This is a genomic window from Glaciibacter sp. 2TAF33, from assembly GCF_052114945.1.
Classification (GTDB): Bacteria; Actinomycetota; Actinomycetes; order Actinomycetales; family Microbacteriaceae; genus Cryobacterium.
Map to the genome: position 1 here is coordinate 1 of NZ_JBFRFS010000013.1, position 21,315 is coordinate 21,315.

A 21,315-nucleotide genomic window follows, 5' to 3' on the forward strand; every position below is an offset into this window, starting at 1 on the left:
AGCAACGTGCCTGGACAACGCGGTCGYCGAGAACTTCTTCGGCCATCTCAAAGAAGAAGCCTTCCACCACGACACCTTCGACAACGTCGACGACCTCGTCACAGCCATCACCGAATACATCCACTGGTACAACACCGACCGGATATCGAYAAAGCTCGAGGGCCTGAGCCCGGTGCAATACCGAACTCAGGCCCTCGCGGCTTGATCCCCTGCTAACGTCTGAATAACCAGTCCAACTTACGGGGACCAGTTCATTCCGACCGGGGTGCCTCTTTGGGTTGCGCTGGGCGAACGCCGTTACGCGTGCCGAATCCAACGCGCGCAGTGGCGTTCGACAAGCGCTACGGCAAATCGGCGGCGGATGCCAGCCATTTCTCAGACCGCGGTGCCGATCAGTGCGCCGATCGCCCAGGTGACGCCCAGCGCCAGCAGGCCGCCGATGACCACCCGCGCGATGGCACGCGACTTGGTGCTTCCGCCCAGGAACGCGCTCAGCCAGCCGGTGATCACGAGCGCGACCAGAACGGCGAGGAAGGTGGCCGGGATGCGCCACTCGTCCGGCGGAAGCAGGACGGCCAGCAGCGGCAGCACGGCGCCGATCGTGAACGACAAAGCGGATGCCAGCGCCGCGTGCCACGGGTTCGACACGTCGTCGGTGCTGATGTGGAGTTCCACCTCCAGGTGGGCGGCGAGGGCGTCGTGCGCGGTCAACTCGAGCGCCACCTGCCGGGCGGTGTCCGGGGCGAGCCCCTTCCCCCGGTACATCTCCGCCAGTTCGGCCAGCTCCTCCTCGGGCATCGTCTCCAGCTCGAAGCGCTCCTTGGCGATCAAGGCATGCTCGGTATCGCGCTGGCTCGACACCGAGACGTATTCGCCGAGCGCCATCGAGACCGCACCGGCGAGCAAGCTCGCCACCCCCGCGATCAGGATCGTCGGAGCATCCGTCGTGGCGGCGGCCACACCGACCACCAGCGCCGCGACCGAAACGATGCCGTCGTTCGCCCCGAGCACGCCGGCGCGCAGCCAGTTCAGCCGGGAGGCGAGGCCCGGTGCGTGGGGCTCAGGGGCGTGCTGCACATCAGTCATTCCCCTAGACAAGCACTGCGCCGCCCGCGCCGCCAGCAAGCTTTGGCTTGCCTACACGCGGTGCACGGGCGGGGTGCGGGAGGCGCCCCTCACCTTTCAGGAGGTAGAGTTTGAGGTGGCCAGTATGTCTTGATGTCGAGCTAAATCTGACAGCGCACAGCTGCGCCCATCACCCCTCAGCATGCACGAACGCTACGACGCGGATTGGAAAAGCAGCGTGGATCTTTACGAATACCAGGCCAGAGACCTGTTTGAGCAGTATGGAGTTCCGGTTCTCCCGGGCATCATCGCGGACACCCCCGAGGACGTGCGCGCAGCAGCCGAGAAGCTTGGCGGCGTCGTGGTTGTCAAGGCGCAGGTCAAGGTCGGCGGCCGCGGCAAGGCCGGCGGCGTCAAGGTGGCCAAGACTCCGGACGAGGCGGAAGCGGCAGGCCGCGCGATCCTCGGACTCGACATCAAGGGCCACACCGTGAACCGGGTCATGGTCGCCGGCGGCGCCCGGATCGCCCAGGAATTCTACTTCTCGGTGCTGCTTGACCGTGCCAACCGTTCCTACCTCTCGCTCACCAGCGTCGAGGGCGGTATGGAGATCGAGGTCCTGGCCGTCGAGAAGCCCGAGGCACTCGCCCGGGTCGAGGTCGACCCGATCAAGGGAATCGACGCCGCGACGGCCCGCGAGATCGCCGTCGCCGCGAACTTCCCGGCGGAACTCGTCGATAAGGTGGCCGATGTCTTCGTCAAGCTGTACCAGGTCTACAAGGGTGAGGATGCGACGCTGGTCGAGGTCAACCCGCTGGTTCTCACCGAGGAGGGCGACATCATCGCCCTCGACGGAAAGGTCACGCTCGACGAGAACGCCGGATTCCGGCATGCCAAGCACGCCCTCCTCGAGGATGCGGCCGCCGCGGACCCGCTGGAGGCCAAGGCCAAGGAGAACGACCTCAACTACGTCAAGCTCGACGGCTCCGTCGGGGTCATTGGCAACGGTGCCGGCCTGGTCATGTCGACGCTCGACGTCGTCGCCTACGCCGGTGAGAACCACGGCGGCGTCAAGCCGGCCAACTTCCTCGACATCGGCGGCGGAGCATCCGCTGAGGTCATGGCTGCGGGCCTGGACGTCATCCTCGGTGACCCGCAGGTGAAGAGCGTCTTCGTCAACGTCTTCGGTGGCATCACCGCCTGCGACGCCGTCGCCAAGGGCATCGTCGGCGCGCTCGCGGAACTCGGTTCCGCCGCGAACAAGCCGCTGGTCGTGCGCCTGGACGGCAACAACGTCGAGGAGGGCCGTCGCATCCTGAACGAGGCCAACCACCCGCTGGTCACCCTGGCCGCCACCATGGACGAGGGCGCCGACAAGGCCGCCGAACTCGCGCATATCGCCCGCTGATCGAGCCGGTCGAGATCAAGGAATAAGGAAAAACACATGTCAATCTTCCTCAACAAGGACTCCAAGGTCATCGTCCAGGGCATCACCGGCGGCGAGGGCACGAAGCACACCGCTCTGATGCTCAAGGCCGGCACCCAGGTCGTCGGCGGCGTCAACGCCCGCAAGGCGGGAACCACGGTCGTCCACGGCGATGCCCTGCTGCCCGTGTTCGGTTCGGTCGCCGAGGCGATCGAGAAGACCGGCGCCGACGTCTCCATCGCGTTCGTGCCGCCGGCCTTCACCAAGGACGCCGTCATCGAAGCCATCGACGCCGAAATCCCGCTGCTCGTCATCATCACCGAGGGCGTGCCGGTGCAGGACTCGGCCGAGTTCTGGGCATACGCGCAGGAGAAGGGCAACAAGACCCGCATCATCGGTCCGAACTGCCCCGGCATCATCACTCCCGGTGAGGCGCTCGTCGGCATCACGCCGGCGAACATCACCGGCAAGGGGCCGGTCGGCCTCGTCTCCAAGAGCGGCACGCTGACCTACCAGATGATGTACGAACTGCGCGACCTGGGCTTCTCCACCGCGATCGGCATCGGCGGCGACCCCATCATCGGCACGACGCACATCGACGCCCTCGAAGCCTTCGAAGCCGACCCGGAGACCAAGGCGATCGTCATGATCGGTGAGATCGGCGGCGACGCCGAAGAGCGCGCGGCCGACTTCATCAAGGCCCACGTCACCAAGCCGGTCGTCGGGTACGTCGCCGGCTTCACCGCGCCGGAGGGTAAGACCATGGGCCACGCCGGCGCCATCGTGTCCGGCTCCGCCGGCACCGCGCAGGCCAAGAAGGAAGCCCTCGAGGCCGCCGGCGTCAAGGTCGGCAAGACCCCGAGCGAGACCGCCACGCTGCTGCGCGAGGTTCTCGCAGCGCTGTAAGCGGGATTCGTTCCAGCAGTCCACAGGGCCCGGCGAGCAATCGCCGGGCCCTGCCTGTGTCGACGGCGGTATCCGGGTGACGGATGCCGGCTTCCGCGCCATACTGTGGCCATGGAAACTCTCTTCTTCACCGGTTTCATCGGCTTCATCCTGCTCGGCGTGGTCCTCGGCATCGCGGGTCTCGTAGCGCTGGCGAAGGCGCCCAACCGCAGGTAGGCACGCGGCAACGATGCGCGGCTCCCACCGTCGTGGTTGCGGGGTCCGGGATTCTGTGGCACGCTGTCCCTGTAGCGATCGTTACATGGAGCGATTCGCAGCCTCCGAAGGGAACTGTCGAAGATGACACTGCCAGAGCACGTCGACGTCATCGTCGTCGGCGGGGGACTGGCCGGGGCCGCTGCCGCCCTGGCCGCAGCGGAGGCCGGCGCCACGGTTCTGCAACTGGAGAAACTGGGCGAAACCGGCGGAAGCACGGTGTTGAGTGCGGGACTGTCCGCGTTCGCCGGCACCCGCGAGCAGGAGGCGCAGGGGATCGCCGACAGCGTGGAGCTGCTGCGCAGCGACATCCTCGAGACCGGCCTCCACGCCAACGATCCGGCCCTCGTCGACCTCTACTGCCGGGAGCAGTTGCCGACCTACCGCTGGCTCAAGGCTCACGGCGTGACCTACGGCACGGTACACGCGGCATCCGGGCAGACCGTGCCGCGGTCACATCCCACCGACACCCGACGGATGCTGGACCTGCTGCGGGCCAGCGCTGCCGAGTTGGGCGTGCGGCTGGCCACCGGCGTCACCGTCGACCGCCTTGAACGCGAAGGCGGCGCAGACAACAGCCGCGTGACCGGGGTGCGGGTCAGCGTCGACGGGCAGTCCCGGCGCATCCGCTCCGGCGCGGTGATCCTGGCGACCGGTGGATTTTCGCAGAACCCGGAACTTCTCACCCGGTTCGCGCCGCAGATGGAACGCGCCGTCCGCGGCGGGGGCGCGGGCAGCACCGGAGATGGGATGCTGATGGGCTGGCAACTCGGTGCCGGCGTCATCGACACCCCGTACATCAAGGGCACATACGGCATCTACCCGCACGCGGTGGACGCCGAGAAGGGCACCGGCGTCCTCGCGGTGTACAAGGGCGCGATCGCCGTCAACGCAGCGGGCGACCGCTTCGTCGACGAGTCGCTGCCGTACAAGCTGCTCGGAGACGCCAGCCTCCGCCAAGCGGGGGGATTCACTTACCAGGTGTTCGACGGCGCCGTCATGGCCGAGAGTGACGACGAGGTTCCGATCTATGACCTCGCCGCGCGGGAGCGGAGCGGCCTGCTGGTCACGGCAGACACCCTGGCCGACCTTGCGAAACGCCTCGGTCTGCCGGTCGCTGGCTTCCTTGCGACTGTCGAGCGCTACAACGCGGCGTGCCGAGGCGACAGTAGCGACGACTTCGGCCGGAGCCACCTGTCCGGCGGTGTCGGCGTCCCCCGCCCGATCGAGCAGGCGCCGTTCTACGCCCATGCCTCAACGGCCGTGGTCCTGGCGACTTACTGCGGCCTCACCGTGACCCCGGACATGGAGGTCCTCGACGTGTTCGGCGAGCGGATCGGCGGGCTGTTCGCCGCCGGTGAGGTGATCGGCGGCTTCCACGGGGCCGGATACATGACCGGCACCTCCATTGGCAAGGCCGGGATCTTCGGTCGCGTCGCCGGCACCGCTGCTGCGTGGCTGGCCCGGCCGGTCGCAACCAAATGAGCGACCGGTTCAGCCTGGCCGGCAAGGTCGCCCTCGTCGTCGGCGCCGGGGCCGGCGGATTGGGCGAGCGCATCGCCGCAGCCTTCGCCGAGCAGGGCGCAGTGCTCGCCATCGTCGACCGCGAGGCACGCGCCGACGACCTCGACGCGACAGCCGGCCGATGCGGAGGCGGAGCATCCGTGCACTTCTGCGACGTGACGGACGAGGCGCAGGTCGAGGCGCTTCTCGACGCGGTCATCACCCGGCACGGCCGCGTCGACATCCTCGTCAACGCCGCCGGCGTGATGTTGCGGAAGGCATACGACGAAACCACGCTGGACGAGTTCCAACGCGTGATCGGAGTGAACCTCACGGGAACCTGGCTGCTCAATCGCGCGGCGGGACGACGGATGAGCGCCCAGGGCTCCGGGAAGATCGTCAACCTGTCCACGGTGTACGCCGAGCGCGTCGGCCCGGTGCCGGAGTCCGCGTACTACGCGTCGAAGGCCGGCATCGCCAACGTCACCCGGGCGCTCGCGGCCGAACTCGGACCACACGGGGTCACGGTGAACTGTGTCGCACCCGGCGTGTTCTACCCGACCCAGATGACGGCGGCCCTCGGCGAGAGCCCCGACCAGCGGGCCTGGTTCTCCCAGCGCACGATGCTCGGCCGCCTCGGCGACCCCGATCGCGACATCGCCGGGCCGGTGATCCTCCTCGCCTCCGACGCATCCGCTTACATGACCGGCCAGGTCGTCTACGTCGACGGCGGCTGGTCGGCCTGGTGACTCCCTCCCCGATCCACTCCATCACCCTCCACGACAGGACAGCCCAATGACACACGCACCCCGCACCGCCCTCCTCATGCTCGACTACCAGGTCGCTCTCTGTTCGCAGGGGCCGCTGGGGCGAGCCGCCCCCCTCGCTGCCCAGGTCGCCGAGCGCGGGGTGATCGAGAAAGCGCAGGCCGTGCTCGCGGCCGCACGCGCCGCCGGCCTGTTCATCGTGCACGTGCGCCTGGCCTTCGACGACACCTACCTGCTGCGCACCAACCGGCTGGCCCGGTTCGACGGGTACCCCAACGACCGCGCCATGCTGCGCGACTCACCCGAGGCCGCGATCGTCGAGGAGCTGACGCCTGCGGCGGGCGAACCCGTCTTCGACAAGAGCTGCGTCGACCCGTTCGTCGGTTCCCCGCTGCTGCACGTGCTGCACGCCGAGGGCATCCGCGACATCATCATCGGCGGCGTGGCCACGAACCTCGTGGTGGAATCGACCGCGCGGCACGCGTCGGATGCCGGCCTGCAGGTCACCATCGTGGAGGACATGTGCGCCTCCTTCAACCCGGCCGCCCACGACTTCTCCTTCGCGAGCATCATGCCGATGTTCGGAACTGTCACGACCTCGGCCGACATCGTCGCCCGCCTGGGCGAGACGACGGATGCGCCGCTGGCCGACGTTGTCGGTGCGCGGTGACCCTGCGCGTCTGGCACCAGAGCTTCACCGTCCTGGAGGACGTGCCGCACTACCGCGACGCCCTCGAACGGCACATGGGCGCGGTCGCGGGCGAGGGGGTCACGGTCGACTTCCACGGCATGGCCCCGGGGACCTATCCCTCCGACTACCCGGGGACCCACATCGGCTACGGCTACCTGAGCGGGCTGCACAAGGAGCAGTTCGTCTCTGCCGCTTACCGCGCGCAGGATGAAGGCTACGACGCGTTCCTCATCGCGACGATCCCGGACACGGGATACGAGGAGATCCGCTCTCTCGTCGATATCCCGGTCATCGCCCTCGGCCAGACCTCGGTGCTGATGGCGGCCCAGCTCGGCGATTGCGTCGGAATCGTCAATTTCATCGGCGCGCTGGAGCCGCAGTTGCGCCGCAATATGCGCAACTACGGCCTCGATCGGATCGTCGGTCCGATCGAGCAGGTCGCGGCCGAGTTCACGGACGTGATGGCCGCCTATGCCTCTCCGGCCGGCCTGATCGACGCGTTCGAGGCCGCAGCGCGGAGGGTGATCGCCCAGGGCGCCAACGTGATCGTGCCCGGCGAGGGGCCGCTGAACGTCTTCCTCGCCGACCAGGGCATCTCCCGGGTCGACGACGTGCCGGTGATCGACTCGCTCGGCACTCTCCTGGCCGTGGCCGAACTGCGGGCGACCCAGTACCGCCGGAGCGGCCTGAAGCCCGCCCGGGTGGGTTTCCACTACGCGCAGCCGCCACGGGCCCTGGTCGATGCCGCTCGTGGGTGGTACGGCGTGACCGGCGCGCTCGACTCCCGCGTGCCCTGAGCAGTCGGGCGGGGAGTCGGGCGGCTGCCTGGACGCCTCAGGCGAGCGTTCCAGCCAGCCGTCCGAACACCGCGCCGAGCGCGAGGCCGGCGCCACCGGGGTACCCGCCCCAGTAGATGCCGCCGAGCATCTCGCCGGTGACGAAGAGCCCCGCGATCGCCTCGCCGTGCTCGTCGAGGACGCGAGCAGCAGCATCCGATTTCACCCCGCCGTATGTGAAGGTGATGCCGCAGCTGACCGGGTAGGCGTAGAACGGGCCGGTCTCCAGCGGAACAGCCCAGTTGCTCTTGGGTGGGTCGACAGCGGCCCGGCGGCCGTCCTTGATGGTCGGGTCGAAGAGGGCGGCCCCGGTGATCGAGGCGTTGAACTCGTCGACTGTGTGGCGAAGCGCAGCCGGGTCTATTCCGATGGACAGCGCGAGCGCCTCGAGGGTGTCCGCCGTCGTCACCGAGATCCCGGGCATGTCGTACTGGTCGGGCCGGAGTGTCGGCCGGGTGGTGGCGTCGTAGAGTTGGAAGGCGATGCCGCCCGGCTGCCGCAACACCTCCTTGCCGTAGCGCGAGTAGGTGTAGTTGCGGAAGTCGGCGCCCTCGTCGAGGAAACGATTGCCCTCGCGATTGACCACGATGCCCATCGGGTAGCTCAGCCGCGCCAGTCGGTTGGTGAGGCGTCGATTGCTCGCGTTCTCCGGGTAGTAGGCGTCCAACTGCACCGCGTGCGCCGTCGACCAGTCCCCGTCCCGCGCGGCGCCGACGGCCAGCGCCGCGGCGATCATGTCGCCGGTGCTGTACGGGGTGCCGCGGACGGTGGCGCGCTCCCAGCCCGCGCCGAAGTTCTCCACCAGCCACTCCGGGTTCGCGTGGAATCCGCCGGCGGCGAGGACGACGGATTCCGCGTAGAGGTGCCGGCGTTCGGACCCGGTGCCGACGGTGACCCCGGCCACCGCGTCGTCGTGCATGATGAGGCCGGAGACGTGCTGCTCGTACCGGATTTCGACGCCCAGTGCGAGGGCGATCCGGGTGTAGTCCTCGATCATGCCGACCCCGCCGCCGACGTTGCCGAGGTGCAGTCCGCCCCAGAACAGGTAGCCCCCACCCGGCTGTGGGTAGCACTGGCGGTCATAGAGCAGTTCGTATCTCATGCCGAGGGAGTGCAGCCAGGCCAGTGTGGGATGGCTCTCGTTGACGAGCACGGCTGTGCGCTCCGGGTCGTTCCGGCCGCCGCTGAGCTGTGTGATGTCGTCGAAGTATTCCTGCGCCGGGTATGGCGGAACGACGGTTTCGAGAATGCGCGAATCCGGCTCGAGCATCGGTAACAGGTCGGCGAGCCCGTTGTGGGCGATCCGGGTCGCGCCGGCGGTGTAATAACTGTTGCCGCCGGCTGCGCCCGGCGGCGCCTTCTCCAGCAGCAGCACCCGGCGGCCCCGTTCAGCGGCGGCCAGGGCGGCCGCGAACCCGGCGTTACCGGCACCGACGACGATGACGTCGGCATCCGTCGTGATGCCACTCACAGCGCTGCCGCCGCGAACCGGGCGCGCGGGACTGCCCCGCCGACCGCTGTCGTCGCCGCCGCCGCGGTGCCGATCAACAGTTGGGCCAGTTCATCGATGCGCGTCTTCGGGATGGTCCCGGGCGGACCCCACAGGGTGAGGGTGAGCACGACGCGCCCGTCGGGGCCGAAGACCGGGGCGGAGAGCGACCGGAGCTCGTGCTGTTCGGTGTCTGAGACGTCCTCGGCGTTGTAGCCGCCGGTCACCTCCCGGATGACGGTCTTCAGCGCCTCGGCCGAGACGCCGGGTTCCTTGAGGTTGACCCGCGTGGACAGCGACTCGAGTCGCTCTCCCCTGGTGTGCCCGAGCGCGATGCTGTAGCCACACGCGCGGATGCGATCAGGCGCCCCGCGCTGCGCGTCGATCTGCTCCGGCGTGGCGTCCGGTCCCAGGCGGCCGAGCCACGTCTCACGCAGACTGTCGTCGCCCCAGGCCGCGAACACGCCGCCGAGGGGCGGCATGAACGGCACCCGCTGGCCGACCCGGGTGGGAGCCTGCGCCGTCTGCGCCCGGCCGGCAGCGGCGGTGAGCACGAGCTCGTCGCGGACCAGCGAAATGGCCGTCACTTCGGTGTCGCAGGTGCCGGCGAGCCATTCCATGTGCGGGCGCGCGAGATCGACCAGCCGCAGCTGTTCGTACAGGTCGGCGCCGCCGGCGGCGAGGGACCGGGGGATGAACGAACCGTAGCCGCCGCGGAAGAACAGCAACGGGTTGGTCTGGCTGACGACGTCGAGGTCCAGGACCCGGCCGATGACAATCTCGTGGTCGCCGGCGTCGTGGACGGCAACGATCACGCAGTCGATGTAGGCGACGGTGTCCTCGATGATCGGGGTGTTGTGGTCGGAGAGACGCCAGCGGATGCCGTCGAGCTTGTCCACCTTGCGGGTCGCGACCTGGCGGCACACGTCTTCCTGCTCCTCGCCGATGATGTTCGCGCAGAAGTGATCGCCGGCGGCGCGGATCGAAGCCCAGGAGGACGAGCTCTTCTGTGGCATGAAGGCCACCAGCGGCGGGTCAAGGGAGACCGAACTGAACGTGCCGACCGTCATGCCGATCGGGGTTCCATCTGTCCCCTGGGCGGTGACCACCACGACACCCGTCGGGTACTGGCCGAGAACCTGTCGAAATTTCGCTGCCACGGTGTCTGCGGTCATGTCATTCCTCATCATCGAGTTTCACTACTTCTCTGTAGTGATCACTACAATGACATTTTATTCAGGAACTCGCAACCGCCACCGCTTTTTCCACGATCACAACGATGATGTCGACGAACACATCGGGGTCCCAAATGTCCGCCATCTGGTCGGCCAGGAACAGCCCGTCGGTCAACACGATGATCAGCATCGCCAGGTGGTCGGGAAGGTCGGGGTGCGAGCTGACGACGGCCGGATCCAGCGACTCCGTGAACCAGCGAGCCAGGTCGGCGCGAACCCGCTCCCGCACCTGGAGGAACAGCACCCGCCCGGCGGGCTCCGTCTCCCGCCGTTCCATTGAAAGCATGTGGCCGATACGCAGGAACTCGGGTGCGGCCGGCAGGCTCCGCACCGACCTGGTGAGGATGGCGCGCAGGCTCTCGCCGAGCGGCACGCCCGGCGTCGAAAGCCAGGCCGGCTGGTCGGCCAGCCACTCGGTGAAACTGTGGAGGACGACCTCCGCGAGCAAGTCATCCTTGTCCTTGTAGAACCAGTACACCGAGCTGACGGGAAGTCCAGAGCGCTCGCAGATGCGGGAGATCGTCGTGCCCTCGTACCCGCGTTCCGCGGCGATCTGGGCGGCTGCCTTGAGGATCCGGAGCCGGGAGCTCTCCGGCTGCTCCGTAGTCTGCCGCGTCATCGTGCGGCCGCGACCAAGCGGGATGCCGCGGTGCTGAGCCCGTCGGCGAGCGTGTCCACGAGCCACTGGACGTCCGTCGCGCGGTCAGCCTGGGTCGCAACGAAGAGGCCGTCCATTGCGGCGAGGTGGAAACGCGCCAGCGTGCTCGCCGCGGCGGGATCGACGTCGGTGAACGTGCTGGCCAACAACCTGCCCCACCAATCGGTGAGTGCGGCCAGCGACTCTCCACGAACCTGGATGTAGCGGGTTCGTGCCGCCGGCTCCTTGATGCGCTGCTCCAGCGCCAGCATGAGCCCCAGGCGCCAGAATTCCGGCTGCTCGACGAACGCGGTCGCCGCCTGGCGGAAGCGATCCTGCACCTGGCTGCCGAACGGGAGCGGCGGGAGCTCGGCAGCCCACGGCGGGCCCACCGCTCGCCAGCGCCGATAGCTGAAGTCCAGGGCCTCTGCGAGCAGTTGATCCTTGTTCTTGAAGTGCCAATAAATGGAACTCGCCGGCAGCCCGGTCTTCTCGGTCACCAGTGCGACGCTCGTGCCGTCGTACCCCCGTTCGGCGGCGATGTCCAGCGCGGCCTCCAGAATCTTCTGACGCGACGAGTCGCCCTGGACGTGGCGCCGTTCAGTCTTGCGTGGCATGGATACGAAAGGCTCCGGTTCAAATCGTTGTGAGGTTTTGCTTGCTCGGACGACACCTTACAAGGTACTCTTCCCGAAGCCGCATCTGTAGTGATCACTACAGGATGGAAATCGGCCCCGCACCACTTAGTCCCCGCTTCAACGGTGAAATGGAGAAACCGAACAATGGTTCACACGTCCAGAGGTCACAGCGCACCTCGCCGAGTCGCCACCCTGTTGGCACTCATCACAGCAACCACCCTGCTCGCCAGTTGTGCGAGCACCCCCAACAGCGGCGAACCCGCGGCAGGCTCAGGCGCCCCGACCGTCACCCTCGGCTCCGTCCTCGGCGTTGATGCCGGTGGGGCGGACAACGGGAAAGACCTCACCTGGAAGCTGGGCGCCGCATTGCCGATGTCCGGCCCCGGCGCCCCGCAGGGCACCGAGATGAAGCAGGCAATCGACCTGGCGATCGAGCAGATCAAGGCTTCAGGCGGCCCGGACATCTCCCTCTCGGTCAAGGACATCAAGAACCCGGACCCTGTCGCATCCAAGCAGGCCGCCCGCGAACTCGCCGACGAGAAGGTCTCCGCGAAGATCACCAGCTACGGCGACGGCCTCGGCGCAATGCTGGAAGACACCGCGAAGGACCAGATCCTCACCCTTGACGGCGTCGGCGGGGCCCAGCCGTTCGCCGTCGGGGCTCCCTACTTCTATGGCACGACGGCCGTCGCCCCGGGCGACACACTGCCCGGCACGCTGGCCTGGCTCAAGAAGGCCCACCCTGACGCGAAGACCGTCGGCCTGGTCGGCTGGGAAATGGGCCCGTTCAACGACGCCATCAAGGGCGACCTGGCAGACAAGGTGAAGTCGGCCGGGCTGGAGTTCAACGGGCTCTGGGAGACCGTCTCCCCGGCCACCCAGGACTTCTCCACCGTCATCGCCAAGGTCAAGGCGAACAAGCCGGATGTCATCATCGTCGGCATGGGAGCCCAGGCGCCCGGCGCCCTGACCGCGCAGTTCACCGCCGCAGGCATCGACTCGACGCTGATCGGCATTGAGTACACCGACACCGCGAAGGACGCATCGAAGGGCACCTTCGAGAGCGGCGCATACAACTTCGCCATGAACTTCTTCGATGCGACCGCGCCGACCAACCCCCTGGCCAAGCTGTTCGTCGACGCCTATGCGGCGAAGTACCCGACCGCGCCGGCACCGTCGTTCTACGCCGCCAATGCCTACGAGGAGACGATCGCGTTCTGGCAGATCCTGCGGGGAACGGTCAAGGCCGGCGGCGACGTGACCCGCGGCGCCGACCTGCTCAAAGCACTCGAGGCGAATCCCGACCTCCCCAGCGTCTACGGCGGGGACACCTCCACTGTCGGCGTCACCACCATCGACCTGACGACCCACGGGGTGGCCAGCCGTCCGATGGGCGTCTACCAGTACAAGGACGGCAAGGTGCACACTCTCGCCACCTTCAACATCGGCGGCAAGGATCTCGTCGTCAACAAGTAGTGCCACCCGATCGGTGGGCGGCATTCCCCGGCCGCTCACCGGTCACCATTTTTCTTCCACAAAGGTTCAATGATGAACGACTTCCTTCAGTTGACGGCCAACGGCCTGTTCCGCGGCGTGTCCTACGCCGCAATGGGCGCCGGACTCGCCCTGATCCTCGGCGTCACCGGCAGGTTTCACTTCTCTTACTCGCTCACCTACACGATCGCCCCGCTCGCCGCCTTCCAGGTGGCCAGCTGGACACAGCTCCCGTTCTGGCCGGCCGCACTGGTCGGAGTGCTGGCCGCCGTCGCCCTCAGCATCGCGATCGAGGTGTTCATCTACCGTCCGGTTTCGGCGCGCGCCGGGGCCAACTCCCTGCTGGCAGTCCTGGTCAGTTCCCTCGGCTTCAGCATCCTCGGCGTCGCCGTCCTGCAGCTGCTCCTGGGAACCGGCAGCGTGCCCTTTTACGGGCCGACGCTCTCCTCGGTCACCCTCGGGCCGATCACGTTCACCAACTTCGATGTGCTCCAGGCCATCAGCGCCCTGGTCCTCGTCATCGGGCTCGCCCTGCTCCTGGCCAGGACCCCGCTCGGCCGGTCCATCAAGGCCGCCCGCAGCAACCCGCCGCTGGCCGCGGTGCTCGGCATCAACACCCGCCGAATCAACATCGTAGTCTTCGGCATCGGCGGCCTGATCGCCGGCGTCTGCGCCATCTGGTACGGCCTGCAGTACACGGTCGAACCCACCATGGGCGACCGGGTGATCATTTACAGTTTCGTCGTCGCATTCCTGGCCGGAAGCCGCACCAGCCCGCTCCGCGCGCTCGTGGTGGGTGTGGCTCTCGGCCTGCTCGAGCAGTGGGCTTCCATCCTCCTGTCGGCGCAGTGGTCGCAGACCGCCGTCTTCGCCGTGCTGGTGGTCTACCTGGTGGCGCTGTCCACCCGCGGAGGCTGGCGGAACTGGCTGCCGCCGCGCCGCGTGCTGACCCGTCCAGCCGGAAACTGAGGGAGCCCATCATGTGGATCACCTATCTCACCGAGATTCTCATCTACGGTTCTCTCGCCGTCACGGTCAACCTGCTCGTCGGCTATGCCGGCCAGGTCTCCGTCGCCCATGCGGCGTTCGCGGGCATCGGCGGTTACTCCGTGGGCTACCTCGTCACGGCGCAGCACTGGCCGTTCGGTGCGGCGGTCCTCGCCGGCACCGTGGCGGCCGGCCTGGTCGGCGTGCTGCTCGGGCTGGTGGCACTCGGCCTCTCCGAGGAGTACCTGATCCTGATGACCCTGGTGTTCTCGCTCGGGCTGATCGGAATCATCGCCGGGATCGACGTGCTCGGGTCGACGATCGGTATCACCAACATCACCGACCTCGACCTGTTCGGCTGGAAGCTCGACCACTCCGAGGACTGGCTGCTCCTGGCCGGCGTGCTCCTGGTCGTCGTGTTCGCCGTCTGCTGGCGGCTCGGCCAGTCCCCGTTCGGCCGGGTGCTGAAGGGCATCCGGGAAGACTCGGTGGCAACACAGTCGCTCGGCAAGAACGTGTTCCGGTTCAAGGTGGTGGTGTTCGCCATCACTTCGGCTCTTGCCGGACTGGTCGGCACGGTGTTCTCCGGGTGGCTGGGGCTGGCAACGCCAGGCGCGTTCGGCTTCCCGTTCGCGCTGACCATCTTCGCCATCGTGATCTTCGGCGGCAAGGGCAACCTGGTCGGCTCGTTGATCGCGGCGGCCGTGCTCACCCTGGTGGAACCGGTTCTCCGCTACGTGGTCGCCCTGGACTCGTCGAAGGCGTCACTGGTGCAGTTGGCGATCTATGGGGCCCTGCTGATCGTCCTCATGATCGTGCGACCGCAGGGCTTGATCCGGGAACGCCGCCGCAAGGTTCCGGTGCCCCTCGACGCCGCTGCCTCGCCGGCGACGACTGCGCCCCGCGCCGGCGCCGCTGTTGTTCCCACCGAACGGGTGTGGAGCGATCACGACATCACGTTGGAGGCCACCGGCATCAGCAAGAGCTACGGCGGCATCCACGCCGTGAAGGACCTGCACCTGCAGCTGCGCCGGGGAACCGTCACCGCCCTGGTCGGGCCGAACGGCGCGGGCAAGACCACGACGTTCAACGCGCTGGCCGGCTTCGTACGGCCCGACTCCGGCAGCGTGCTGCTGAACGGTGTGGAGCTGGTGGGCACGAGCGCGGATTTCGCCGCCAGGCAGGGCCTGGTGCGCACCTTCCAGGACGTGCGCCTGTTTCCGGCGGTCAGCTGCCTGGAGAACGTCATGCTGGGCGTGCAGAACCAGCACGGCGAGCGGCTGGTCGACCTGTTCGCCCCCGGCCGCAGGGTCTCCCGGGGCGACCACCGCACGGCCGACGCGGCGATGGAATGGCTGTCGTTCGTCGGGCTCGCCGACCAGGCCGGCATCGCCGCGGAGTCCCTCTCGTACGGGCAGTCCAAACTGGTGTCGCTGGCGCGGGCTCTCGCCACCGAAGCCGATGTCCTCTTACTCGACGAGCCGGCATCCGGGGTCGATGGAGCGTGGGTCGACGTGATGCTCGGCATCATCGACGCGGTGCGGGCGCAGGGCCGCACCGTGTGCCTGGTCGAACACAACCTGGAAGTGGTCAGGCAACTCGCCGACCACGCTTATTTCATGGAACTCGGTGTCATCACCGCCGAGGGGACAGTGGAGGAACTCACGAGTTCCGCCCGGCTGACGGAGGCCTACTTTGGCGCGCAATAACCTGCTCACCCTCGACAACCTCTCCGCCGGCTACGGTCGCAAGAAAGTAGTGCACGGGGTGGACCTGCACCTCAATACCGGTGAGATCGTCGGGCTGATGGGGCACAACGGGGCCGGCAAGACCACCATCATCCGCACCGTGCACGGCCTGCTGCCCGCCCTCGGCGGCCGCATCACCATCGACGGCGACGTGGTGTTCGGCGCCTCGGTGCGGGACAACATCTCGCGCGGCCTCGCCCTCATCCCCTCCGAACGGTTCGTCTTCCCCGACCTGTCGATCCGGGCCAACCTGCTGCTCGGCGCGGCCAACGCCCCCGCCGGGTCCGACCGGGACGAACAGCTGGCATTCGTGGAGGACCTGTTCCCGCTGCTGGCCGAGAGGTCCGGCCAGCAGGCCGGCACCCTCTCCGGTGGCCAACAGCGCATGGTGAGCCTCGGGATCGCCCTGATGGCGCGGCCGCGACTGTTACTGCTCGATGAGCCCTCCCTCGGGCTCGCTCCCAGCGTGGTGGAGCACATCTTCAGCACCCTGCGCACACTGGTCGACCGCGGCGGACTCGGGATCCTGCTCCTGGAGCAGAACGTCAAGCAGGCGCTCGTCATCTGCGACCGGGTGTACGTCGTCCGGAACGGCACCGTCATCCTCGAGGAGACCGCCGACGAGATGCGCGCCCGCGAGAGCTACTGGGATCTGTTCTGAGCATGGGGTCCGCGGAATCGGTGCTGGCCGACCTGGTCACGGGCGCGGCGCCGTGGTCGATGCACGCCCAGTCGCTCGCGCTCGACGCCCTCACTGACACCCTCGCTGTCGGCGTCGCCGGTGCGAACGAGGAGCAGAGCAGCTTCTCCCGGTCGATCCTGCTGCCGAGCGAGCATCCGGATGCCGTGGGCACCTGGTCGGGGCCCGCCCGGTTCGCCCTCGCCGACGCCGCGTTCCTCGCCGGGGTCGCCACCCACAGCCTCGACTGGGACGACTACATGCACCCCATGCACGGGCACTGCAGCGCCGTGCTGCTGGCCACGGCGTGGCCGGTCGCCGAGCACACCGGCGCGTCCGGGGCGAGGTTGCTCGACGCGTTCCTGGTCGGTTACCAGGTCGACTACCTGGCCAGCCTCGCCCTGGGGCACGAACACTATCGCCGCGGCTGGCATGCCACCAGCAGCGTCGGGACGCTCGGCGCAGCCGCGGTGGCGAGCCGGATGCTGGGGCTCACCACCGGCCAGGCCGGTCACGCGCTCGCGATCGCCGCGTCGCTCGCCGGCGGCCTGCGGGTCAACTTCGGTACCGCGACCAAGGCCGTACACGCCGGGGCTGCGGCGCGGAACGGCGTGCAGGCGGCCCAGCTGGCCAGGGCGGGGGTCTCCGGAAGCGAGGACTGGCTGCTCGGAGACCACGGCATGCTCGCGGTGTTCGGTGGCGACCGGGCCGGGGAGCCGGCAGCGCAGGCCGCCGCGGTGATATCTGGGGCGGGACGCCTCAGCAGCGGCGGTACCTATGTCAACGGCATCGAGACCGAATGGGGGCTGGTGCAGAAGCCCTACTGTTGTTGCGGCAGCTGCCATGCCGCGGTCGAGGCTGTCATCGGCCTCGCGACGGACCACGACCTCGCACCGGACGGCATCCGCTCACTCACCGTCCACGTCGACCCGATCGTCCCCGGGATCATGCAGGTCGAGGTGCCGTGGGACGCATACAGCGCCCGGTACAGCCCCACCTGGGTGATGGCCGCGGCCGCGATCGACCGGGCGGCGGGGCCGGCACAGTTCGGCAGCGCCGCGCTCGACCGCAGCGACATCCACCACCTGAGGGAGCGGGTGCTGGTGGTCCCCGACCTCGTGACGACGGATGCTGACCGATTCGCCGGACGGGTGGAGATCGACTACCGCGGGAGAGTGTTCAGCCGGGAGATCCGGCATGCGCTCGGCCACCCGAAGCGGCCGATGTCGGCAGGGCAGCGCGCCGGCAAGCAGTATGCCGCGTTGGGCGCCGTACTGGCGCCCGAAGACGCCGAAGCGGTGATACGCCAGGCCAACCTTCTCCCGGTATTGCCCCGCGTCTCCACCCTGGGGGCGCTCATCCGGTCCGCCGCCAGGCGCTGACCGACCGGATGAGCGGATGCGCCGGCTACGCGCCCAGCAGCGCATCCGTCGGCACGCGCGCGTCTGACAGCGCCAGTCGCGCCGCTTCGCGCCCGGCGATCCGGCCGAAGGTGATCGACCGCATCACCGAGGTGGACCCGGCGTATGCCTCGTAGTACAGGCCGGTCATTTCCCCGGCGCCGTACAGGCCGCAGATCGGGTGGCCGTCGGAGGTGACCACTCGGGCCGCCAGGTCGGTCTTGACGCCGCCGAAGGTGAACACGTTGGCGCAGATCTGCGGGTACGCGAAGAACGGGCCCTCGGTGAGTGCCCGTGCCCAGTTCGATTTCGCGGGCTGCCCGGCCGGACGCGAGGCCACGCCGTCGAGCCTGCTCCAGTCGAACGGTGCGTCGGTGTCGCAGGCGGCGTTGAACTCGGCGACCGTTCTAACCAGCGAACCGGGCGGCAGCCCTATCAGTGCCTCGAGTTCGAGGATCGAGTCCGCCTGGATCGGATCGACGTCGGTCCCGATGGCGTGCTCGTAGCCGGGCACGGACCTGACCTGCTGGTCGAAGACCGCGTATCCGATGCTGTCCTCCTGCTGCAGGATGTTCCGGGCCACCGACTCATACGTCAGGTCGACGGTCTTCGCTGACTCATCCATGAACCGTTCGCCGGCCGTGTTGATGAGGATCCCGTAGGGGAAGCTCATCACCACCGCTTCGGCGACGTCGCTCCGCGGGTCCTTGGGCTCGGCGTGGAAGAGGTCGAACTGGCCCTCGGTGGCGGCTCCCACTTCGAGCGCCATCCGGAGTCCGTCGCCGCGGTTGTTCGCCCCGCCGCGCGAGATCGGGGGCACCCGGTAGGCGTTCCGGCCAACGTACTTGGCCATCAGCTCGCGATTGCCCTGGAATCCGCCGCAGGCGAGCACGACGGCACCGGCACGCAGGTTGCGGGTGCCACTCTCGTCGCGAACCCGCACCCCCACCACGGTGCCTCGGGTGTCGGTCAACAGGGTCTCCGCTGCCGTCTCGTAGAGGATCGTGGCGTCGGTCGCCTCGAGCCGCTCGAACAGCGGCTCGACGATGTTGACGCCTCCGCCGACCGGCTGGTACCGGGACGCGGACTGGGTGAGGAATATCGTGGGCAGGTTCTTCAGCACCACACCCTGCTCGTGCAGCCAGTCGAACGCCTCGGGAACCTCGCGCACGAGCGACTCGTAATACTCGCGGCTGGCGTAGCCTTTGGAGGCTCCGACGGCGTAGTCGACGAGGTTCGCGACCGGTGTGGTGGTGTCCTGCAGCCGCAGGTACGCGCCGGACCATCGGGTGTTTCCACCACGGATGTCGGGGGCCCCGCGCTCGAGCACGGCGATGCGGGCGCCGGGGTCGGTTTCGATCGCGGTCAGCGCGGCCGACAACCCGGCGGCACCGGCACCCACGACGATGACATCGAAGTCGGCGTCGAATTGCGTTTCACTCACAGTGCACTCCTTCTTATACGGGTCACAGCACGCCCGCGATGAATCGTTCGAGCAGGGATTCGAACTTCTCCCGGTGCTCGATCTGGGTCCAGTGCCCGCAGTGTGCGAGCACGAACAGGTTGGCGTTGGGCAGGTTGTCGGCGAAGTAGAAGCTCGCCTCCAGGGGGATGATCCGGTCCTCACGACCATGCACCACCAGGGTCGGGTGGGGGATGGTCGCGAGTTCGGCCTCCGTGAACACCCGGCGCGGTGCGTGTGGATTGAAGCTCGCTCGGTGCGAGCGGGCCACGTCATCCCGCACGACGTACGTCATCCGGTCGGCGACGACGGCGTCAATGGTTCCGGTGAGTGGTTCCAGGTCGTCGACGAACTCCGTGAGGAGTCCGCGCAGACTGTCGGCGGTGGGGTCGGCGTAGAACTCGCGCAGGTGGGCAAGGCCAGGTGAGACCGAGGTCGTTGGGGCGCCCCCACTTCCCATCAGCAGCAGCTTGCCGATTCGTTCGGGTGCGGCCAGCGTCATGAGCAGGGCCAGCTGGCCGCCCATCGAGTTGCCGACGACGTGCACCCGGCCGAGCCCGAGCTCGTCGAGCAGGCCGAGCAGCGCGTCGGCCCGCAGGTCGTTGAACGCGGACATGCCCTGCGGCGGGTCGACCGGGTGGCTGGAGTCGCCGAATCCGATCATGTCCGGTGCGACGCAGTGGAAGCGGTCCCCGAGGTCGGTGAGGATGCGCTCCCAATTCGAGCGCCCGGTGGCTCCGGGCCCCGAGCCGTGCAGGAACAGGATCGTCTCGTGCGCCGGATCGCCGGTTTCATTGACCTCGAAGCAGAGGTCGCCCACCGCGACCCGGGAGTTACGGATGCTCACAGGTGCACCGCCGGCACGTTGAGGCTGCCGAGCTTGCGGCCGGCGAACGCTCGGCCGAGCGCGTCCGAGACCAGGAAGGCATGGCCTGACGCGGCCATCACGTCCTGGAATTTCCCGTGCAGCGGGTGCTCGGTGAAGGCCGTGCGGCCGCTGGCGGAGCGCATCAGGTCCGACACCGCGTCGACGGCCGACTGGGCGCTCTTGGCGAGGTCCCAGCGGTAGAAGGCGCGCAGCTCCTCGCTCGGGATCTCACCGGCTTCGGCGATCTCGAGCAGCTCGGCTCCGGCCCGGTGCATCCGCAGGCGGGCGCCGTCGATCGTGAACGTCGCCTCGGCCAGATGGTCCTGCACCAGGGCATCGTCGCGCAACAGCGTGCCGTAATTGGTGCGCCGACCCGCGGTCTCCGCCGTCCACAGGTCGAGGAACCCGTACACGGTGCCGAGGGCGCCCGCGGTGATGATCAAATTGAACAGCACCGCCCACGGCAGGCGGTAGAGCGCCGCCGTGTTCAGTTCCTGGCCGGCCAGCGGGGTGCCGAGGCCCTTCGTGTAGTCAAGGTGCGACTGCACCCGGTGGGCGGGCACGAACGCGTCGACGACGGTGATGTTGTTGCTGCCGGTGCCCTTCAAGCCGGACGTGTGCCAGACATCCGTTATCGAGTACTGGTCACGGTCCAGGATCGCTGAGACGAAGTCGGGGAAACTCTCGCCGTTGATGCTGCGTTCACCGTCGACGGAGCCGAGGATGACGCCGTCGCACCGGTCGATGCCGGAGGAGAACGACCAGCGCCCTGAGACGCGATACCCGCCGGGGGCCTTCTCTATGGTCCCGGTCGGCGTGTACGAGGAGGCGATCGCGCGGGCCGGGTTCGCGCCCCACACCTCCTCCTGGGTTTCCGCCGGGAACAGCGCGATCTGCCAGGGGTGCACCCCGACGACGGAGCTGACCCACCCGGCGGACGCTGACGCCCGGCCGATCTCGACCACGCCGTCCGCGAACTCCGTCACGGAGGTCTCACCGCCGCCCCAGCGCCGCGGCTGGAGGGCGCGCAGGATGCCGGTGTCGGTGACCAGGCGCCAGGATTCGTCGCTGAGCCGGCGCAGGGAATTGCTGCCGGCATCGGCCAGGGTCAGCGCCGGGGCCAAGGCACGGGCGCGGTCGGCGATCGTCTCGGTACGCGGCTCCGAACCCGTCGCGACGCCGGCTTCGGAGCGAGCCGCCGTCGCCGGTATGGTCATGGCGTCGGTCAT

General features: G+C 68.3%; 20 protein-coding genes. 12 read left to right on the plus strand and 8 right to left on the minus strand.

The features are described 5' to 3' along the window. Positions 1–205: IS3 family transposase (locus AB4Y94_RS14245; RefSeq protein WP_441728533.1), on the plus strand; the 205-nt coding region annotated here is incomplete at its 5' end. Positions 206–375: 170 nt separating this feature from the next. Here the strand turns inward: AB4Y94_RS14245 and AB4Y94_RS14250 are convergent. After that, positions 376–1,086 carry a VIT1/CCC1 transporter family protein gene (locus tag AB4Y94_RS14250; protein ID WP_441728534.1) on the minus strand — a complete coding sequence of 237 codons (711 nt, stop codon included), beginning with the start codon at positions 1,084–1,086 and terminating at the stop codon, positions 376–378. A 217-nt stretch (positions 1,087–1,303) separates the two neighbouring features. On the opposite strand from AB4Y94_RS14250, the gene sucC reads away from it, so the two are divergent. The 6 genes from sucC to AB4Y94_RS14280 all read left to right on the plus strand — a co-directional run bounded on the left by sucC (position 1,304) and on the right by AB4Y94_RS14280 (position 7,410). Beyond that, on the plus strand, positions 1,304–2,473 hold the full coding sequence (gene sucC, locus AB4Y94_RS14255; protein WP_441728535.1) for an ADP-forming succinate--CoA ligase subunit beta: 1,170 nt from the start codon (positions 1,304–1,306) through the stop codon (positions 2,471–2,473). Positions 2,474–2,509: 36 nt separating this feature from the next. Then, positions 2,510–3,397, plus strand: a complete 888-nt coding sequence (gene sucD / locus AB4Y94_RS14260; RefSeq protein ID WP_441728536.1) for a succinate--CoA ligase subunit alpha — start codon at positions 2,510–2,512, stop codon at positions 3,395–3,397. A 339-nt stretch (positions 3,398–3,736) separates the two neighbouring features. Then, positions 3,737–5,137, plus strand: coding sequence for an FAD-dependent oxidoreductase (locus AB4Y94_RS14265; RefSeq protein ID WP_441728538.1), 1,401 nt, complete (start codon positions 3,737–3,739; stop codon positions 5,135–5,137). Then, positions 5,134–5,904, plus strand: coding sequence for an SDR family NAD(P)-dependent oxidoreductase (locus AB4Y94_RS14270; RefSeq protein WP_441728539.1), 771 nt, complete (start codon positions 5,134–5,136; stop codon positions 5,902–5,904). The genes AB4Y94_RS14265 and AB4Y94_RS14270 overlap by 4 nt, the downstream gene beginning before the upstream one ends. A gap of 46 nt (positions 5,905–5,950) precedes the next feature. Beyond that, positions 5,951–6,592 (plus strand): cysteine hydrolase family protein, encoded by a 642-nt coding sequence (locus tag AB4Y94_RS14275; RefSeq protein ID WP_441728540.1) that lies wholly within the window; start codon positions 5,951–5,953, stop codon positions 6,590–6,592. Continuing rightward, positions 6,589–7,410, plus strand: coding sequence for an aspartate/glutamate racemase family protein (locus AB4Y94_RS14280; protein ID WP_441728542.1), 822 nt, complete (start codon positions 6,589–6,591; stop codon positions 7,408–7,410). The genes AB4Y94_RS14275 and AB4Y94_RS14280 overlap by 4 nt, the downstream gene beginning before the upstream one ends. Positions 7,411–7,447: 37 nt before the next feature. On the opposite strand, the gene tcuA is transcribed toward AB4Y94_RS14280, so the two are convergent. From tcuA to AB4Y94_RS14300, 4 genes are all read right to left on the minus strand, one after another. Then, the gene (gene tcuA / locus AB4Y94_RS14285; RefSeq protein WP_441728543.1) at positions 7,448–8,920 is read right to left on the minus strand and encodes an FAD-dependent tricarballylate dehydrogenase TcuA; all 1,473 of its coding nucleotides are present in this window, start codon (positions 8,918–8,920) and stop codon (positions 7,448–7,450) included. Beyond that, positions 8,917–10,113 carry a flavin reductase gene (locus tag AB4Y94_RS14290; protein WP_441728544.1) on the minus strand — a complete coding sequence of 399 codons (1,197 nt, stop codon included), beginning with the start codon at positions 10,111–10,113 and terminating at the stop codon, positions 8,917–8,919. The genes tcuA and AB4Y94_RS14290 overlap by 4 nt, the downstream gene beginning before the upstream one ends. Positions 10,114–10,174: 61 nt before the next feature. Continuing rightward, positions 10,175–10,792 (minus strand): TetR/AcrR family transcriptional regulator, encoded by a 618-nt coding sequence (locus AB4Y94_RS14295; protein ID WP_441728546.1) that lies wholly within the window; start codon positions 10,790–10,792, stop codon positions 10,175–10,177. Continuing rightward, a complete protein-coding gene (locus AB4Y94_RS14300; RefSeq protein ID WP_441728547.1) occupies positions 10,789–11,427 on the minus strand; it encodes a TetR/AcrR family transcriptional regulator in 639 nt (212 codons plus the stop codon). Before AB4Y94_RS14300 ends, AB4Y94_RS14295 begins: the two co-directional genes overlap by 4 nt. A gap of 165 nt (positions 11,428–11,592) precedes the next feature. On the opposite strand from AB4Y94_RS14300, the gene AB4Y94_RS14305 reads away from it, so the two are divergent. The 5 genes from AB4Y94_RS14305 (at position 11,593) to AB4Y94_RS14325 (ending at position 17,738) form a co-directional block, all read left to right on the plus strand. After that, on the plus strand, positions 11,593–12,924 hold the full coding sequence (locus AB4Y94_RS14305; RefSeq protein WP_441728548.1) for an ABC transporter substrate-binding protein: 1,332 nt from the start codon (positions 11,593–11,595) through the stop codon (positions 12,922–12,924). Positions 12,925–12,996: 72 nt separating this feature from the next. Continuing rightward, positions 12,997–13,911 carry a branched-chain amino acid ABC transporter permease gene (locus AB4Y94_RS14310; RefSeq protein ID WP_441728550.1) on the plus strand — a complete coding sequence of 305 codons (915 nt, stop codon included), beginning with the start codon at positions 12,997–12,999 and terminating at the stop codon, positions 13,909–13,911. A gap of 11 nt (positions 13,912–13,922) precedes the next feature. Next, positions 13,923–15,638: a branched-chain amino acid ABC transporter ATP-binding protein/permease gene (locus tag AB4Y94_RS14315; RefSeq protein WP_441728551.1), complete on the plus strand. Its 1,716-nt coding sequence runs from the start codon at positions 13,923–13,925 to the stop codon at positions 15,636–15,638. Further along, the gene (locus tag AB4Y94_RS14320; RefSeq protein WP_441728552.1) at positions 15,625–16,338 is read left to right on the plus strand and encodes an ABC transporter ATP-binding protein; all 714 of its coding nucleotides are present in this window, start codon (positions 15,625–15,627) and stop codon (positions 16,336–16,338) included. The genes AB4Y94_RS14315 and AB4Y94_RS14320 overlap by 14 nt, the downstream gene beginning before the upstream one ends. 2 nt (positions 16,339–16,340) lie before the next feature. Further along, positions 16,341–17,738 (plus strand): MmgE/PrpD family protein, encoded by a 1,398-nt coding sequence (locus tag AB4Y94_RS14325; RefSeq protein WP_441728554.1) that lies wholly within the window; start codon positions 16,341–16,343, stop codon positions 17,736–17,738. A gap of 25 nt (positions 17,739–17,763) precedes the next feature. Here the strand turns inward: AB4Y94_RS14325 and AB4Y94_RS14330 are convergent, their stop codons facing one another. From AB4Y94_RS14330 to AB4Y94_RS14340, 3 genes are read right to left on the minus strand one after another with little or no spacing between them, the layout of a single operon-like run. Then, on the minus strand, positions 17,764–19,200 hold the full coding sequence (locus AB4Y94_RS14330) for an FAD-dependent oxidoreductase (RefSeq protein ID WP_441728555.1): 1,437 nt from the start codon (positions 19,198–19,200) through the stop codon (positions 17,764–17,766). Between the two features lie 22 nt (positions 19,201–19,222). After that, positions 19,223–20,065, minus strand: coding sequence for an alpha/beta fold hydrolase (locus AB4Y94_RS14335; protein ID WP_441728556.1), 843 nt, complete (start codon positions 20,063–20,065; stop codon positions 19,223–19,225). Next, the gene (locus AB4Y94_RS14340) at positions 20,062–21,315 is read right to left on the minus strand and encodes a hypothetical protein (protein ID WP_441728557.1); all 1,254 of its coding nucleotides are present in this window, start codon (positions 21,313–21,315) and stop codon (positions 20,062–20,064) included. The genes AB4Y94_RS14335 and AB4Y94_RS14340 overlap by 4 nt, the downstream gene beginning before the upstream one ends.